Annotated in this window: 13 protein-coding genes and 1 pseudogene; 9 read left to right on the top strand and 5 right to left on the bottom strand. The window is 70.5% G+C overall.

Annotated features, from left to right (window positions below):
- The 3 genes and pseudogenes from E2C05_RS33235 to E2C05_RS21150 all read left to right on the top strand — a co-directional run.
- Positions 1-305, top strand: a pseudogene (locus E2C05_RS33235) (hypothetical protein); the annotation flags it as partial.
- Between the two features lie 476 nt (positions 306-781).
- Positions 782-2,221 carry a M10 family metallopeptidase C-terminal domain-containing protein gene (locus E2C05_RS21145; protein WP_158292270.1) on the top strand — a complete coding sequence of 480 codons (1,440 nt, stop codon included), beginning with the start codon at positions 782-784 and terminating at the stop codon, positions 2,219-2,221.
- 152 nt (positions 2,222-2,373) lie between these two features.
- Positions 2,374-3,450, top strand: a complete 1,077-nt coding sequence (locus E2C05_RS21150; RefSeq protein WP_133221641.1) for an aldolase/citrate lyase family protein — start codon at positions 2,374-2,376, stop codon at positions 3,448-3,450.
- Positions 3,451-3,895: 445 nt separating this feature from the next.
- On the opposite strand, the gene E2C05_RS21155 is transcribed toward E2C05_RS21150, so the two are convergent.
- The gene (locus E2C05_RS21155; protein WP_133221642.1) at positions 3,896-4,813 is read right to left on the bottom strand and encodes a LysR substrate-binding domain-containing protein; all 918 of its coding nucleotides are present in this window, start codon (positions 4,811-4,813) and stop codon (positions 3,896-3,898) included.
- Positions 4,814-4,833: 20 nt separating this feature from the next.
- On the opposite strand from E2C05_RS21155, the gene E2C05_RS21160 reads away from it, so the two are divergent.
- Genes E2C05_RS21160 through E2C05_RS21170 form a run of 3 tightly spaced genes read left to right on the top strand, consistent with a single transcriptional unit; the run spans position 4,834 to position 7,692 of the window.
- Positions 4,834-5,688, top strand: coding sequence for an acyl-CoA thioesterase domain-containing protein (locus E2C05_RS21160; protein WP_133221643.1), 855 nt, complete (start codon positions 4,834-4,836; stop codon positions 5,686-5,688).
- A 26-nt stretch (positions 5,689-5,714) separates the two neighbouring features.
- Positions 5,715-6,899 carry an MFS transporter gene (locus E2C05_RS21165; RefSeq protein ID WP_158292271.1) on the top strand — a complete coding sequence of 395 codons (1,185 nt, stop codon included), beginning with the start codon at positions 5,715-5,717 and terminating at the stop codon, positions 6,897-6,899.
- Positions 6,900-6,918: 19 nt separating this feature from the next.
- Entirely contained in the window at positions 6,919-7,692 is a 774-nt protein-coding gene (locus E2C05_RS21170) for a 2-keto-4-pentenoate hydratase (protein ID WP_133221645.1), read from the top strand.
- Between the two features lie 112 nt (positions 7,693-7,804).
- On the opposite strand, the gene E2C05_RS21175 is transcribed toward E2C05_RS21170, so the two are convergent.
- On the bottom strand, positions 7,805-8,116 hold the full coding sequence (locus E2C05_RS21175) for a hypothetical protein (protein ID WP_133221646.1): 312 nt from the start codon (positions 8,114-8,116) through the stop codon (positions 7,805-7,807).
- 454 nt (positions 8,117-8,570) lie between these two features.
- Here E2C05_RS21175 and E2C05_RS21180 point away from each other — a divergent pair, with 454 nt between their 5' ends.
- Positions 8,571-9,836 (top strand): NAD(P)H-dependent flavin oxidoreductase, encoded by a 1,266-nt coding sequence (locus tag E2C05_RS21180; protein ID WP_158292272.1) that lies wholly within the window; start codon positions 8,571-8,573, stop codon positions 9,834-9,836.
- Positions 9,837-10,213: 377 nt separating this feature from the next.
- On the opposite strand, the gene E2C05_RS21185 is transcribed toward E2C05_RS21180, so the two are convergent.
- The 3 genes from E2C05_RS21185 to E2C05_RS21195 all read right to left on the bottom strand — a co-directional run bounded on the left by E2C05_RS21185 (position 10,214) and on the right by E2C05_RS21195 (position 12,887).
- Entirely contained in the window at positions 10,214-10,990 is a 777-nt protein-coding gene (locus E2C05_RS21185) for a cysteine hydrolase family protein (RefSeq protein WP_200305848.1), read from the bottom strand.
- Positions 10,991-11,445: 455 nt separating this feature from the next.
- Positions 11,446-11,808: a hypothetical protein gene (locus tag E2C05_RS21190; protein WP_133221648.1), complete on the bottom strand. Its 363-nt coding sequence runs from the start codon at positions 11,806-11,808 to the stop codon at positions 11,446-11,448.
- A gap of 380 nt (positions 11,809-12,188) precedes the next feature.
- Positions 12,189-12,887, bottom strand: a complete 699-nt coding sequence (locus E2C05_RS21195) for an FkbM family methyltransferase (protein WP_133221649.1) — start codon at positions 12,885-12,887, stop codon at positions 12,189-12,191.
- 237 nt (positions 12,888-13,124) lie between these two features.
- Here E2C05_RS21195 and tnpA point away from each other — a divergent pair, with 237 nt between their 5' ends.
- Positions 13,125-13,544: an IS66-like element accessory protein TnpA gene (gene tnpA, locus E2C05_RS21200; RefSeq protein WP_158292274.1), complete on the top strand. Its 420-nt coding sequence runs from the start codon at positions 13,125-13,127 to the stop codon at positions 13,542-13,544.
- Positions 13,544-13,814 (top strand): IS66 family insertion sequence element accessory protein TnpB (gene tnpB / locus E2C05_RS21205; protein WP_133221651.1); only part of this gene is annotated, 271 nt, incomplete at its 3' end. The genes tnpA and tnpB, both read left to right, overlap by 1 nt.

Here is a 13,814-nt window from a genome sequence, read left to right on the forward strand (position 1 = left end):
AGTTCGCCTGCGTGGAGCGGCTGGCCTATGGCCCGGACGGCACGCTGGAGCATCCGCGCCTGCTCGACACCTACCGGCGGCGGGCAACGGCCTCAGCGGAGTTTTCCGGGACATCGGAGGAACGCGAGCGCAGCATCACGGCGCATTACGACGTCATCCTGGCCGCCGTCGCCGCCGGGCGGGAGGAGCTCGTCCGGCTGCACCGGGGACGGCAGATCGACGACGAGACGCTGCACAACCTGGAACGCGACCTCGACCTCGAGGAACTCATCGCCATCGCCGCGAAGAGTGGCGCCGATCCGTGATGCGGATCTTCTGGCGCTCGCTGGGCTGACCTCGCCTCGGCCGCGACTAATCACGGAGATGCCCTGCGGACCGCTCCACCTGTCATGCCGGCGGACATTGCCGGCGCATGCCGGCGCGGCCGGAGACTGGGCGTTTGGAGGCGCCGTCGCAGCGACGCTGCTGTTCGGTTCGGCGGCGGGTGCAGGTCTCCATGGAACGTTGGTCTTGCAGCCGACCGCTGGTCGTTGCATTAAGAGCAACCCGATGGAGCTTCGCTTGCATGCTCGACGCACCCGTGACGCCGCCAACGTCTGAGCAACCCACGTCGGGAACACGCCACAAACCTTGGCCAGGAGTGTCAGGATGCGAGGCGTCGCATTCAACAGAAACCATGAAACAGGCTCGATAATCTTCAACGCCGAAGAGCCCCGGTAGGTCACTGCCCGCGGGCAGCGACGCCTCCGCCCTGTCTCGTGGCGTGGCCATGTGGCCGCGAATGATCAACCTGGAATCACTGGAGGAGCGCGCCATGGCGCAGATCAACGGCGCCGTTGGCGCGGACGTCCTTGCGGGTACGGCAAGTCCCGACACAATCACCGGTGGTCGTGGTGTCGACACGCTGACCGGAGGTGGTGGAGCAGATACCTTCGTATTCGCGGCAGGCGATGGCGGCAACACCGAACCGCATGACGTGATCACGGACTTCCGGGTCGGCGAGGACCGCTTGCAGGTTGCAGGCGGGATCACCGGTACAGAGCGGGCGAGCAATGGCACATACGTCCACTACGCCACGAACTCGCTGTGGGACACGAACTGGGTTCTCCTGCGGGACGTGTCGAACCCCGACATTGCGAAGCTGACCAACCCCGGCGCAGGTGGCGTGGATAGTGGCGGGAACGCCCCGCCGCCGGCCGTTGGGTCAGGGCCGAGTGCTGGCAATGACCGGATCAACGGCACATCCGGAGCGGACAGGATCGAAGCCGGGCGCGGGGCCGACACGATGACCGGCGGAGGTGGTGCGGACCAGTTCGTCTTCAGCATCGGCGATGGCGGCGCCAATGAGCCGCATGACACGATCACCGACTTCGAGGTGGGCGTCGATCGGCTCGTCGTGCCTGGCGGCATCACCGGCACGGAGCGGGTCAGCACCGGCACCTATGTCCACTATGGCACGCCCAATCTGGGCGATACGAACTGGGTCCTCCTGCAAGGCGTGGTCAATCCGAACCTCGCCAGGCTGACCGACCCGGGGGCTGCCAGTGGGGGTTCTGGCGGCGGCGGCACTGCCGTGCCCAATCCTCCTGCGGCGCCAGTCGGAGGTGGCAACCTGCCGACGCACCGGGTGGTCTATGACGAGGATTTTGCAGGCAACCTCGGCAGGTTCACCAACCTCTGGGGCGTGGTCGATAGGACGCCGGACGGTGCCATCGAACTCACATCGCGGGCCGGCACGTGGAACGACAGCGGCCTGATGATGCAGAGCGCCGACAGCTTCGGATATGGGCTCTACGAGTTCACGCTGCGGGTCAACAAACCAGAGCCGGGTGGATACGCGCTGACATGGCCCGCCAACAATGTGTGGCCCGGTCCCGAACTGGACGTTGTCGAGTTCTTTTCCGGTGGCGAGCCCTACGGTACCATTCACTGGCGTGGCGGCGACGGCTCCAACCAGTATCAGGCGTATGGCTTCGGCCGGGACATCGACCCGCGGCAGACCCATACCTATGCGATGAACTGGCAACGCGGGTACATCGACTTCTATGTGGACGGACGGTTTGAGGTCCGCGCCACCGAGCACGTCCCACTGAGCGCGGCCGATGGTGGGCTGAATGCGACACCGGGCTTTGGCGTGCAGACATGGTGGAATGTCGACCGCCAGGGCGGAACCGACTACGTCCTGATCGCCGAGCACTTCAGCTATAGCGTTGTGGGGTAAAGGAGCAGGCGACCGAGGGCCGTGCGGCAGAACGGCGCGGACCATCTCTCCTGGCACTGATGCTACGATGCCGACCATCGTCGGCGAGCATCACCCCGCCGGCAGGCCGGCTTGGGCCTCGTGAGAACCGGTTCTGGCGTTAGCGCGACCTGATGCTGCGGGGATCGCCGAACCCCGCCCTCGGCCCGCCGCTGCGGACGCTGCGCGGCGTGGCGCTGCCCCTGCTGCCGCTGCTGGCGACGCTCGGGTCGATCTGTCTCGGCCTCGCCAGCGTGACGGAAAGCGCGGCGGTCGGCGCCGGCGGGACGCTGCTGGCGGTCTGCGCGCGGGGCGGGTTCCGCTGGCGGCTGGTGCGGGACGCGCTGGCCCAGACCATGGGCGCCTGCGGCATGGTGACGTTGCTGGTGCTGGGCACCGATGCGCTGGTCGGCGTCTACAACCTGCTCGGCGGCATCGACTCCCTGAAGGCGCATCTCGGCAGCCTGCCCTTCCCGCCGCTGGGCGTCATCCTGCTGCTGGTGCTGGACTTCTTCATGGACTGGGACGCCATCCTGCCGCTGACGGCACCGGTCTTCGTCCCCACCATCGTCGCACTGGGCTACGACCCCGTCTGGTTCGGCGTGCTGTTCGACATGGCGATGCAGATCGCCTACCTGACGCCGCCCTTCGCACCGGCCTGCTTCTACCTCAAGTCGGGGGCCCCGCCGGGCATCAGCCTGGACGAGATCTTCGCCGCCATGTGGCCCTTCATCGGGCTTGAGACGGCGGAAGCGCTGTTCCGCGCCTGCGACGCGAACGGGATGGTGCCGTTGGTGCGCGCACCGGGGCTCGACCCGCGCTGGATCGGCCGCGCGCTGGATGCGGGCGCGGCGGCGGTGAGGGTGCCCGGCATCGGCAGCGCGGTCGGGGCCGCGGCGGCCGTCGCCGCCACGCGCTTCGTGCCGTCCGGGACGCGCGGCGCCTGCCCCTGCATCCGCGCCGGCGGGCATCTCGTGCGCGACTGCCGCGGCTTCGAGGCCGCGGAAGCAGCGAAGGGCGCCATCGCGCTGGTCGAGACGCGGGCCGGGCTGGTGCATATCGAGGCGATCTGCGCCACGCCGGGCCTGCTTGTGCTGCTCATCGGGCCTTTCGACCTTTCGGTCTCGCTCGGCCTGCGGATCTTCCTCGCCACCGCGGACAAGATCATGCTGACGAGTGCCGCGGCGAAGTGCCGCGCGATGCTGGTGTGATCGCGGACGCCATCCGCGCTGCCGCCCTGGCCGGATCGCCTGCGCCCGGCGCAACGACGGGCGCGCATGCGCCGATCCGGGATCCGCGTCGGCGCGAGCGCGCTGGAGGTGCCTGACCGGAGGCATGCCGCGGCCATGGCGACCGTCGGTTGCTTATCGGGGGGGCTGGCTGGCGAGCATCCCGACCGGGACGGTCCCGCGCCCGGTCGGCGATGCGGGGCCGGAAGGCCTGATCAGCGCCATCGCGGTGGCGGGTGCGGTCGGCCACGGGGTCGTGTGGGCGACCGTGGCCCCCTGACGTTGGGCCCGAAGCCGCCTGCGCGGGGAACCTCGGCGCTGGCCCTTGGCGGGCACCCCGCCGGACCAGGATGGCATGGCATTGGCCATGGCTGCCTGGTGCGCACCGGCGTCATGCGGGGCAGCCGCGGACTGCCCGGGGCCCGCCTTACCGCTCGCCCGCCTCCTGGCCGCCAGCCGATGCGAGGGACGCGATCAGCAAGGCCTTCAGCCGGCGAACGGGTGGCCGCTGGGCGACCTCCGGGCGGGCGACGAACCAGTAGCTCCAGCCCCTGCGACGGCCGAAGCGCCGCGGATGAATGGCCACGAGCGTGCCCGCCGCCAGCCGATCGGCAACCACGATCTCCGGCGCATAGGCAAGGCCGTGCCCGGCTTCGGCGGCTTGCAGCGCGGCGTCGAAGGAGTCGAGGCGCACGTCGCGCAGCGGCTGCGGCGGCACCCCGAGCCGCTGCAGCACCTCCGCCCAGAAGCGGGGAGCGAGGGTGATGGACAGCAGCGGGCCCGCAACGATCTCATCCGGCGCCAAGGCCGCCCGGCCGGCCAGGCGCGCCGGCGCCGCGACCAGGACGAGGGGCGAGGTCGCCAGCGCCTCGGCGACCAGGCGCCCGGATGGCCGCGGCCCCAGGCGGATGGCGACGTCGCAGGCGCCGCCCTCGATATCGGCGGCGGCGGCGGTGCCCTCGATGTCCAGGTCGATCCCCTCGGCCCGCAGCGTGGCCATGGCAGGCACCAGCCAGCGTGCGGCGAAGCTCGGTGTGGCAGATACCACCAGGCGGCCGCGTGGCGCCTGCGCCGCGGCATAGGCCACGGCGATGCGGCGGAACCCCTCCCCGAGCGCGTCCGCCAGGGTCCGGCCAGCCTCCGTCAGCGCCACCCGCCGGTGCAGCCGGTCGAACAGCGCGACGCCGAGCGAGGCTTCGAGTTGCCGGACGTGATGGCTGACGGCCGAGGGCGTCAGCCCGATCTCCGCGGCGCCGGCCTGGAAGCTGCCATGACGCGCTGCCGCCTCGAAGGCACGGAGCGCAAGGAGCGGCAGCCCGCCCAGGCTGGCATGAACCGGGCTCATCCGAGACCGAGGATATTCGTTTGCCGGCCGAAGCGCCAGCCGATCTGCTCGGCACCACCCAGACGGTGCGCGCCATGCCCCTTCCCCACACCGCGGATGCCGGTCGTCCCGCTCCGCCACTGCTGGAACGCCTCGACGAGGGACTCTGGCGGGCCAGCGACCATGCCCGAGGCCCCTTCGCCGGCGTGCAGGGCGGCATCGTCGCGGCGCTCATGGCGACGGAGATCGAGGCCGTGGCACCCGCCGCGTTCCGGCCGCTGGCGGTGCGCGCCGATCTCCTCAAGCCCGTGCCGCCCGATGTCCCGCTCCGCATCCGCGTCGCGCCGGTGCAGGCGGGGCGCCGCATCGCGGTCTTCGACGCCACCCTGGAGGCGGCAGGCCAGCTCAAGGCGCGCTGCGCGCTGACCCTGGCCAGCGAGGTGGCGGTGCCGGGCCTGGCCACCGACCATGAGTCCCACCCCGCCGCCGCGCCGGCGATCGATCCGATGGACCTGCCGCCCCGCAGCGTCCGCGCGCCGGAGGGGGGCGCCTGGCTGATGGATGTCCTGCAGCCCCGGCTGGCACCCGACGGGTCCGTCTGGTTCCGCTGGCAGGCGCCGATGCTGCCGGGGGTCTCGGCCTTCACCGCCGCGCTGCCGCCGGCCGATTTCGCGCATGGCCTGGCCAGGGCCGGGCTGCCGGGTCCCGCGCCCGTCGCCGGCTTCCCCAACCCGGACCTGACCGTGCACTTCGCCAGGCCGCCGCAGGGCCCATGGATCGGCGTGCGGCCGGCGGCGCGCTGGCAGCGCAGCGGCCTCGGGCTCCGCCATGGCGACCTGCTCGACCGCGGGGGCGCCTTCGGCCGCGTCGCCATGGGCGTGGTCCTGATACCGTGAGCCGGTTCGCACCCCGCTCGCCTCCGATGCTCATGCTGGCGGCGCTGTTGCTGAACCTGGTCGGCTTCGCCAATTACGCCGCGGTGCTGCCCGATCTCCGCGCCACCACCGGGCTGACGGAGGTCCAGGCGGGCCTCGCCGGCGGCGCCTTCTTCCTGGCCTATGCGATCGGCTCGCCGGTCTTCGCGGGGCTGACCGACACGCGCGATGCGCGGCGCCTCTACCTGCTGGGCACGGGTCTTGGCGTGACCGGCGGGCTGCTCTTCCCCTGGGTGGATGACGGCTTCGGCGCGCTGCTGACCGCCCGGATCCTCACCGGCCTCGGCATGGCCGGCACCTACATGCCGGGCCTGCGATTGCTGATCGAGACGCTGCCGCCGGCCGGACAGCAGAAGGCAGCGGGGGACTACGTGTCCGGCCTCACGCTCGGGCTGTCGACATCCTTCGCCGTCTCCGGAAGCCTGCAATGGCTGTTCGGCTGGCCCGCCGCCTTCCTCGGCGCCGCGGTGGCGGCGGCCATCGCCGGCATGCTGGTCGGCAACGCCATGCCGTCGCCGCCCCGAAGCACGGCCCGGCCGGGCGGCCTGTTCGGCCGGCTGCGCCAGGCGGCGCGTGGCCCCGGACGGGGGCTGGTGCTGGTCGCCGCCTTCGGCAACAGCTGGGAGGGCATGGCCTTCCGCACCTGGCTCGTGGCGCTGCTCGGCTTCTCGGTCAGCCTGCCGGGCAACGAGGCCTATGGCGCCCTGAATTTCGCCCTTGTCACCGCCATCATCGGTCCGGTCGCCATGCCGATCAGCGCCCTGGTGGCACGGCGGGCCGAGGCCGGGCGGCGCCATCGGGTGATCGCCTGCGCGGCGAGCTCGGCCGTGGTCGTCGGCGTCGTGCTCGCGGCGGCGATGGCATCGCCCCTTCCGGTCGTGCTCATGCTGAGCATCGTCTATGCCTGCGCCATCTTCTCCGATGCGGGGGCGCTGACGCCGGCCATGCTGGTGCGGGTCGCTCCGGCCGAGCGCGGAGCCGCCCTGGCCCTCGTCTCGGCGGCGGGCAACCTCGCCGCCTTCGCCTCGACGATCGCCTTCGGCCTCGTCCTGCACCTCGCCGGCGGGGCGGCCTCGGCCGATGCCTGGCGGATCGCCATCCTCACCACCGCCGCCGGCTCGGCCGTCACGGCCGTGGCCATGTTCCGGCTCGACCGCCGGGCCGCGGCGTGAGCCGGTTGGAGACCCCAGGATGACGGAATCGGCGCTGATCGACCTGCTGGTGGCGGCGCGGCGCGAGGCGCGGCAGATCCCGCTGCCAGCCGCCCTGGTCCCGGCGACGCCCGAGGCCGGCTACCGCGTGCAAGGCGAGGTCGCGGCCCGGCTGGGATGGGAGCCGCTGGGCTGGAAGATCGCCGGCACGACGGCGTCGGTGCGGGCGAGGTTGGGCCTAGCCGGCCCGATCTATGGTCGCACCTTCCGGCGCTTCGCCCATCCCTCACCTGCCAGCCTCCGCCATGGCGACCTGCTCGACCCGCTCGTGGAATGCGAGGTCTTCGTCACCCTGGCGCGTGACCTGCCGGCCCGCGAGCACCCCTGGACCTGGCCGGAGGTGGTGGACGCGGTTGCGACCGTGCATGCCGGCATCGAGGTTGCCGAATGCCGCTACCCCATGGCGCAACTGCCGCCCCTGCCGGCGATCCTCGCCGATGGCAGCGCCTCGGGGCGCTACGTCTTCGGCGACCCGATCCCCGGCTGGCGAGCGGGCCTGCGCGACCTGGCGGTGACGCTGGAGGTGGATGGCACGGTCCGGCGCCGGGGCCTGGGCACGGAGGTGATGGGCGATCCGCTGGTGCCGCTTCTCTGGCTTGCCGAGGAACGCCGGCGCCTGGGCGATGGCCTTCGCGCGGGGGAGACCGTCTCCACCGGCTCCACGACCGGCATGCTTCCGGTCCGCGCCGGCGAGACCGTTCGGGCGAACTTCGGCGACGCCGCGGACGTACGGATCCGGTTCGAAGCCGGATGACGGGTGGGCCTTGGACCGATCGCCCTTGGGCCGGGCATTGCCGCTTCGGCAGGACCGGCCACCCGCGACGGCGCCGCCCCGGCTGCGCCAACCGAATGGCGGGACCGGCGCTTCATCCATCGCCCGAGAGCGCTGCGAACCACGCGGCATAGGGCGAATTCCGCGCGAGGTGCCTGTTGAAGTCCGGCGCGCCATCGTCCCACCAGACTGGTCCCCGCTCACCCAGCGCGATCTTCGCGGCATCCACCTGCGCCCGCGCGGCCTCGCGCGCGGCATCGTCGCCGGCGCGCATGGCCTGCTGCTTGCTCCGCCGGGCCGCCATCAGCGCCGCGATCAGTCGGGTGCGTTGCGCATCGGCCAGGTTTGGATTCGCGCAGCGCCAGAGACGGCCGCGCACGACGAAGTACCGGCCATCCGGCGTCACCGGGTACGTCACGGCCCGACCCGTCCCGCCAGACGCTGGCCGACGCGCATCGCGCAGCCTCCACAGCCGTACATGGCCCGGATCCCGTCGTGGCGGCACTGCGCCATCAGGGTGCCATCACGCCCACCGAAGCCTTGCCGTTCCATCATGACACCGGCCCCCGGCCCATCCGTGGCGTCCGCGCCCAGGCCCGGAAGCCTTGATGCCGGCGCCCGCCCTCCACCGGCCCAGGCTGCGCGGCACGCATTCGGTGCCGCGCTGGTGGTCGCGAGGCCGCATTCCGGGCAGGTCTGCGGCACACCAAGCCATTGCCGAAATCCTCGCCCCCACGAGCCAGATGTCCAACGCCCAACCGACCCGGTCCCCGGCTTGCGGCCTTCGCGGGTCCGGGATGTGCCCGGCACCTGTCGCACCCTTCCGCAAGCCGATCGCAGCGCGCCATCTGCCACCCGGGGTGAGCGGCATCCTGGCCGCCAGCGTAAGCGCAACCGCTGCATCCCGGCAGACTGGCCATTCCTTCATCGCACCGCTTGCGCGACTTCGGGCAAGCGCGGAACATCGTCAAGCTGGCGGGCCGGTCCGTGTGCCCGGCCCGCGCCCTTTTCCGCACAAGCATTCTCTCTATCAGCACTGGCATTTGGCCGCGGCGGCAAATCGCAAGCAGGACCATCATTCCGCGCCGGCCACCGAATTTCCGGGAGGCAACGCCATGGTTACGACACGCTTCACGAGGCTGATCGGGTGTGCACTGCCGATACAGCAAGCCGGCATGGGTTCCGCCTCCCCACCCGAGTTGGTCGCAGCCGTTTCCAATGCCGGGGGCCTCGGCATGCTTGGGACCGCACGTGCCGGCTTGACTGCGGAAACCCTGCCCGTCCTCCTGGATCAGGTCATGGCCCTGACCAGCAGGCCCTTCGGCGTCAACATCATTGTGTCACCGATCCATCTGGCCGGTCAGACCAACCGCCCACCGCTCGATCTTCGTATCGTCACGCGGGCTGCCCGCAGGGCAAAGGTCGTCGAGTTCTTCTATGGCGAACCCAATCAACGACTCGTCGACATGGCCCACGAGGAGGGGGCGCTCGTCGGTTGGCAGGTCGGCTCCCGCGCTGAAGCCATCGCCGCCGAGACAGTGGGATGCGACTTCATCATCGCCCAGGGCGTCGAGGCCGGCGGCCATGTCCGCGGCACCATCGGCACCTTCACCTTGCTCGGCGAAGTCCTGGACGCCGTCAGCCTGCCGGTGCTGGCGGCGGGCGGGATCGGGACACGCCGGGGCGTGGAAGCCGCCTTGGCCGCAGGAGCGGATGGCGTTCGCGTCGGCACACGGTTCGTCGCCACGACGGAGGCCAATGCCCATCCGGACTACGTGCAGGCACTGATCGACGCCCGTGCGGAGGACACCGTCTACACCGGGGCGTTCAGTGTCGGCTGGCCGGATGCGCCCCATCGGGTCCTGCGTTCCTGCCTCGAGGCAGCCGAGGCTGCGTCGGACGGCCCTGTCGCCACGATCGAGCGTCTTGGTGGCGGCGCCGTGCCCATCGGCCGCTACGCGACCGGCGTCGCCGACCGCTCCGCATCCGGCAGCATCGCGGCCATGTCTCTCTGGGCGGGCGAATCGGTGAGCGCCGTGACCCGCCTACAGACTGCGGCCGACGTGATCGCGGAACTCTGCGGGACGCATGACCTCCCCAACTCGGGTGCCGCTTCCGCAGGATAGCGCGCCGACTGCCAGGCTGGTCGCCGGCATCGGCCATCAGGCGTTACGCAGCACAGGGTCACGCGGGCCGGTTCGGCAGCCTTCTCCGCTTCCCTGCCGGCTAATTCTCGATGCGTCTTGCAGGCAGATGCGCTTCGTCCCATGCAGCCGGGACCGGGTGTCGGTGCTGGCGCATGACGTGGCGGCGCCATTCAGATGGCGGTCGACCGGCTGGTGTTTCCCGCATTCGTTGTGGGCCCGATCCAGGCTGGCCGGCCGCTGCATCGTCCAGGCCAGCAAACCCCGCCAGAACGCTCCGCCGGGCAAGCCCGTCGGTCGGACACTCGCGCGCGTGGCGCGCCAGCCCGCATGGTTGCCGGCCAGTGCTATCAGCGCCGTCAGCCGCGCCGCGAGCATGGCATCGTTGCAGGCTGACGCCCGGCAAAGGCCCGCGCGACATGCTCGGAGCAGGAAAGCCATCCGAAGGAACGCTCGATGATCCTCAATGACTCCTCATGCCCGCTGTACGACGACCCGGAGCGGGCAGGCTGGCCCGTGCAGTCGACCGGGAGCACGCAGAGATAGTCGCGCATGGCGGCGTCCCGGATGGTCGATTCGATGCACAGGCTCGTGGTGCACCCCGTCACAACAAGGTACCGGATGCCCCGGGCGCGGAGCTGCGCCGCGAGATCCGTGCCGTAGAAGGCGCTCCACCGCCGCTTCGAGACAACGAGGTCGCCCGCCTCCGGGGCAAGTTCGGGCAGGATTTCAGTGTTCCATGTGCCGGCGACGTGGATACGGCTCGGTCGCCCATCAGGCGCCGTGATCTCCGATCCGACACGCATCCGCTGGCACATGCGCCAATGCGGGGAGCCCTCCGCGCCCGTGTCCGATAGGTCGGGGCGAAGTTCCTCCTTCACGTAGATGACCGGGATCCGGGCGGCGCGGGCGGCCGCAAGGACGCTCGCGGTCGGGGCGATCGCCCGTCGGACGACGGAGATGTCGATCCCCGCCAGATCGAACATGCCTCCTGCGGCCCCGAAGTCGTTCTGCATGTCAACCACGAGCACGGCCGTCGCCGCCAGGTCGACCTCCAGCGGTCCGGGCGTGGCGTCCAAGGCGACGATGCGGCGCTCCGTCATCGCTTCCTCCCAGTCTTCCAGCGATAGGCTCACCGCCGGCGTCGTGCGGCGACATGATCGAAGGCGCGACAGGACCGCCACGACCAGAAGCCGCCCACCGCGCGAGCGAAACCGAACTTCCAGGTGAGCCGAGCCTAGCTGCAAACCGTTCCAGCGACCAAGAGAGAGATGGCCGCCCAACCAGCCAGCCTTGATGCGATCCGCCGCAAGACGATTGTCGCTGCCTTCGATGATCGCCCTTTGGCCAGGACTGCGAAATGCTACGGCTTGGCGCCGCCGTCCGCGGCTCCGGCCGGCAGGCGCAGTTGATCGCCGGCCCCGCGATCCGTCACGGGTGGTGCGTCCACTAACCGGCATTGGTTCACCAACCGCCGCGACGGTGGATCTGATCTATGGCAGCGCAGTTCCTGCCCCGAGCCGCTGCTCGACGCGCATGGCCATACGCCGCTGCCAGGGTCGGATGACGCCGGCCGCCCCAACCCGCCGCGTCAGCGCCCAGGCTTCGGCCTGGCCTGACCGGGCCCAGCAGGCAACCGTCGCAACGCACGACGCAGAAGCCAGCCATGCACGCCCGGCGCGCGTTCGATGGCATCGCGGAGGAATTTCGCCTCCGCCTCCGCCCTCGAGCGGGCGATGGCAGCCTCGACGGCCAGGCCGCGGGCGACCTTCTGTCCTTCCTCCAACTCGGCAATCCGACGTGCGGCAATTGGCTCCGCGCCTCCCTGCTCAAGTTGCAGGATGCGGCTCCGTGCCTGGATCAGCTCACCACGCAGCCGCTCGATCTCCGACCGAAGCTCCGCAAAGGCACCGTTCGGTCGCTCGCCATTCCTGCGAGATGGGCGTCGGCTCATCAATCCCTCGGTTGGGCTATCGGCGTTCCATCTGCGAAGCGCGGCCAAGCAGCCGCGTCCCTGTTCGCCGAGGCTGCCTGTGCCATGCCTGGAGTCGCACCAACGATAGCGGTTGCAGCTTCCTGGTCCAGCGTCCGGCCGTCAACTCGGCAACCCCAGGACTGGTGAGCGCGCCGCTGCCCCGCGGCGGTAACCGGCGCCGACGCTTTCCGCGCCGATCCATCGTGTCGGCGTGGCACGCCGCGACGGGGGCGGCGGCTCACTGGAAGGCGTGACACCAGATCGCAGAGTGATTCGGTCGGACGGGTTGGAAGAGGCCAAATGCTGGCAGCTCGTGCGCGGCAGGGCCAACCTTGGTGGCCTACTGCAATCCCGCACTGTCACGCCCTTGCCGCCCACACATGCGATTGATCCACCCAACGCAGGCGATATCCCTTGGCCTCAAGCAGCCGCACGATCGTCGTGGGGACATCCTGTCGATCGGTCATGCCCAGGATCGCAAAATGCACCTCGATGAAAAGATGCCGAAGCGACGGGTTGGACAGTACTTCCTCCATGCCTTGCAGGACCTCGAGCTCATGTCCTTCGACGTCGATCTTGACGATCTGGGGTCGCGGAACGATCCCCTCCCGGACCAGGTCGTCGCCACGCTCCGCCCTGAACATCACATCGCCCTCGCCGGCATGCGCGGAGAAGATCCGGGCAGTCTCCGCATCGGGGTGGTCGCCGAGATCGGCAGCGAGGTCGCCGGAGCTGTCCGAAAGGGCGAGTGGCAAGGTCCGCACGCGGGGCAGGTCTGCGACAGCGGCGCGGAGACGCTCGGCCGTGTGCGGCACCGGTTCGAAGGCCACCACGGTGCCGTCTGGCCCGACCTTCTCGCCGAACATGCGGGTGTACAGTCCGCGATTGGCTCCGACATCCCAGACGCAATCGCCCGGCCGGATGACGCGTCGGACGACACCTCTGAGGACCACCTCATAGCCCAGCCGTCGTAGTCCAGACATAACGAGGCTAGTCAGGCCAAGAGCCCGTGCGACGCTACGGACCCGAAGGGCGATGTCGCTTGTCATCCAAGACATGTCTGTTTTCCCGGGCTGCGCACCTGATTCTTGCGGTGCTTGATTGGTGTCGACGGCATCCACTGCGGGACGGTGCGGGGCGATGGGTTCCTGGTTGGATGGCCGTCGGATCCGGGACCTGGCCCGTAAGCGTCATCCCTCGACTGCCTTGCGGCGCGTGGCGCTGATCGGCTGACCTGCGCGGCTTCTGGGCGGCGCGGAAGTCGGTTGTCGCCCTTACGCGTAGGGGTATGGGCGTTGCCGGACGGTCAGCGGGCCGAGGTGATCAGCGTGGTGCAGCGGCGGCGCCGCTGGACGACGGAGCAGAAGCTGGCCCTGGTCGAGGAGGCGATGCGTCCGGGCTCGTCGGTGGCGGGCGTCGCCGACCGTCATGGCATGAGCCGAAGCCTGCTGTTCGAGTGGCGGCGTCAGGCCCGCAAGGGAACGATGCCGGGCCTGGTCGGGACGGGGCCGGAGGTCCCGCCCGCTCTGGTACCGGTTCGCATCGTCGAGGATCCACCGCCGCGGCCGGGGGCTCCCGCATCGCCACGTCCTGAACGGCCTGCGCGGTCCGCGACGACGATCGAGCCGGTACTGCGGAACGGCCGTGTGCTGCGTGTCTCCGAGGCGATCGCGCCGGAGGTGCTGGGGCGATTGGCGACGGCGCTGGACAGCTGATGCTGGCGCTGCATGCCGGGATGCGCGTTCACCTCGCGCTCGGCGCAACGGACATGCGCAAGGGCTTCGACGGGCTGGCGGCGCAGGTGCAGACGGTGCTGCAGGCCGACCCGTTCTCCGGCCACCTGTTCCTGTTCCGCGGCAGGCGCGGCGATCGCGCGACATTCTGCATCCTTTCCCTCAGAGACCTGGCAGCCGCATGGCGACATCTCTCTGATACCCTTGAAGATTCTTCGGCCGGCGCTCCTTCACGCGCCGTAGGCCGGCGAT

Source organism: Paracraurococcus ruber (assembly GCF_004353985.1).
Taxonomy (GTDB): domain Bacteria; phylum Pseudomonadota; class Alphaproteobacteria; order Acetobacterales; family Acetobacteraceae; genus Paracraurococcus; species Paracraurococcus ruber.

Excerpts from the sequence above, each read along its gene's own strand:
- E2C05_RS21190 (WP_133221648.1), bottom strand. The coding sequence starts at position 11,808 with ATGAGCCGACGCCCATCTCGCAGGAATGGCGAGCGACCGAACGGTGCC.
- E2C05_RS21155 (WP_133221642.1), bottom strand. The coding sequence starts at position 4,813 with ATGAGCCCGGTTCATGCCAGCCTGGGCGGGCTGCCGCTCCTTGCGCTC.
- E2C05_RS21145 (WP_158292270.1), top strand. The coding sequence starts at position 782 with ATGATCAACCTGGAATCACTGGAGGAGCGCGCCATGGCGCAGATCAAC.
- E2C05_RS21195 (WP_133221649.1), bottom strand. The coding sequence starts at position 12,887 with ATGTCTTGGATGACAAGCGACATCGCCCTTCGGGTCCGTAGCGTCGCA.
- E2C05_RS21150 (WP_133221641.1), top strand. The coding sequence starts at position 2,374 with ATGCTGCGGGGATCGCCGAACCCCGCCCTCGGCCCGCCGCTGCGGACG.
- E2C05_RS21165 (WP_158292271.1), top strand. The coding sequence starts at position 5,715 with ATGCTCATGCTGGCGGCGCTGTTGCTGAACCTGGTCGGCTTCGCCAAT.
- E2C05_RS21170 (WP_133221645.1), top strand. The coding sequence starts at position 6,919 with ATGACGGAATCGGCGCTGATCGACCTGCTGGTGGCGGCGCGGCGCGAG.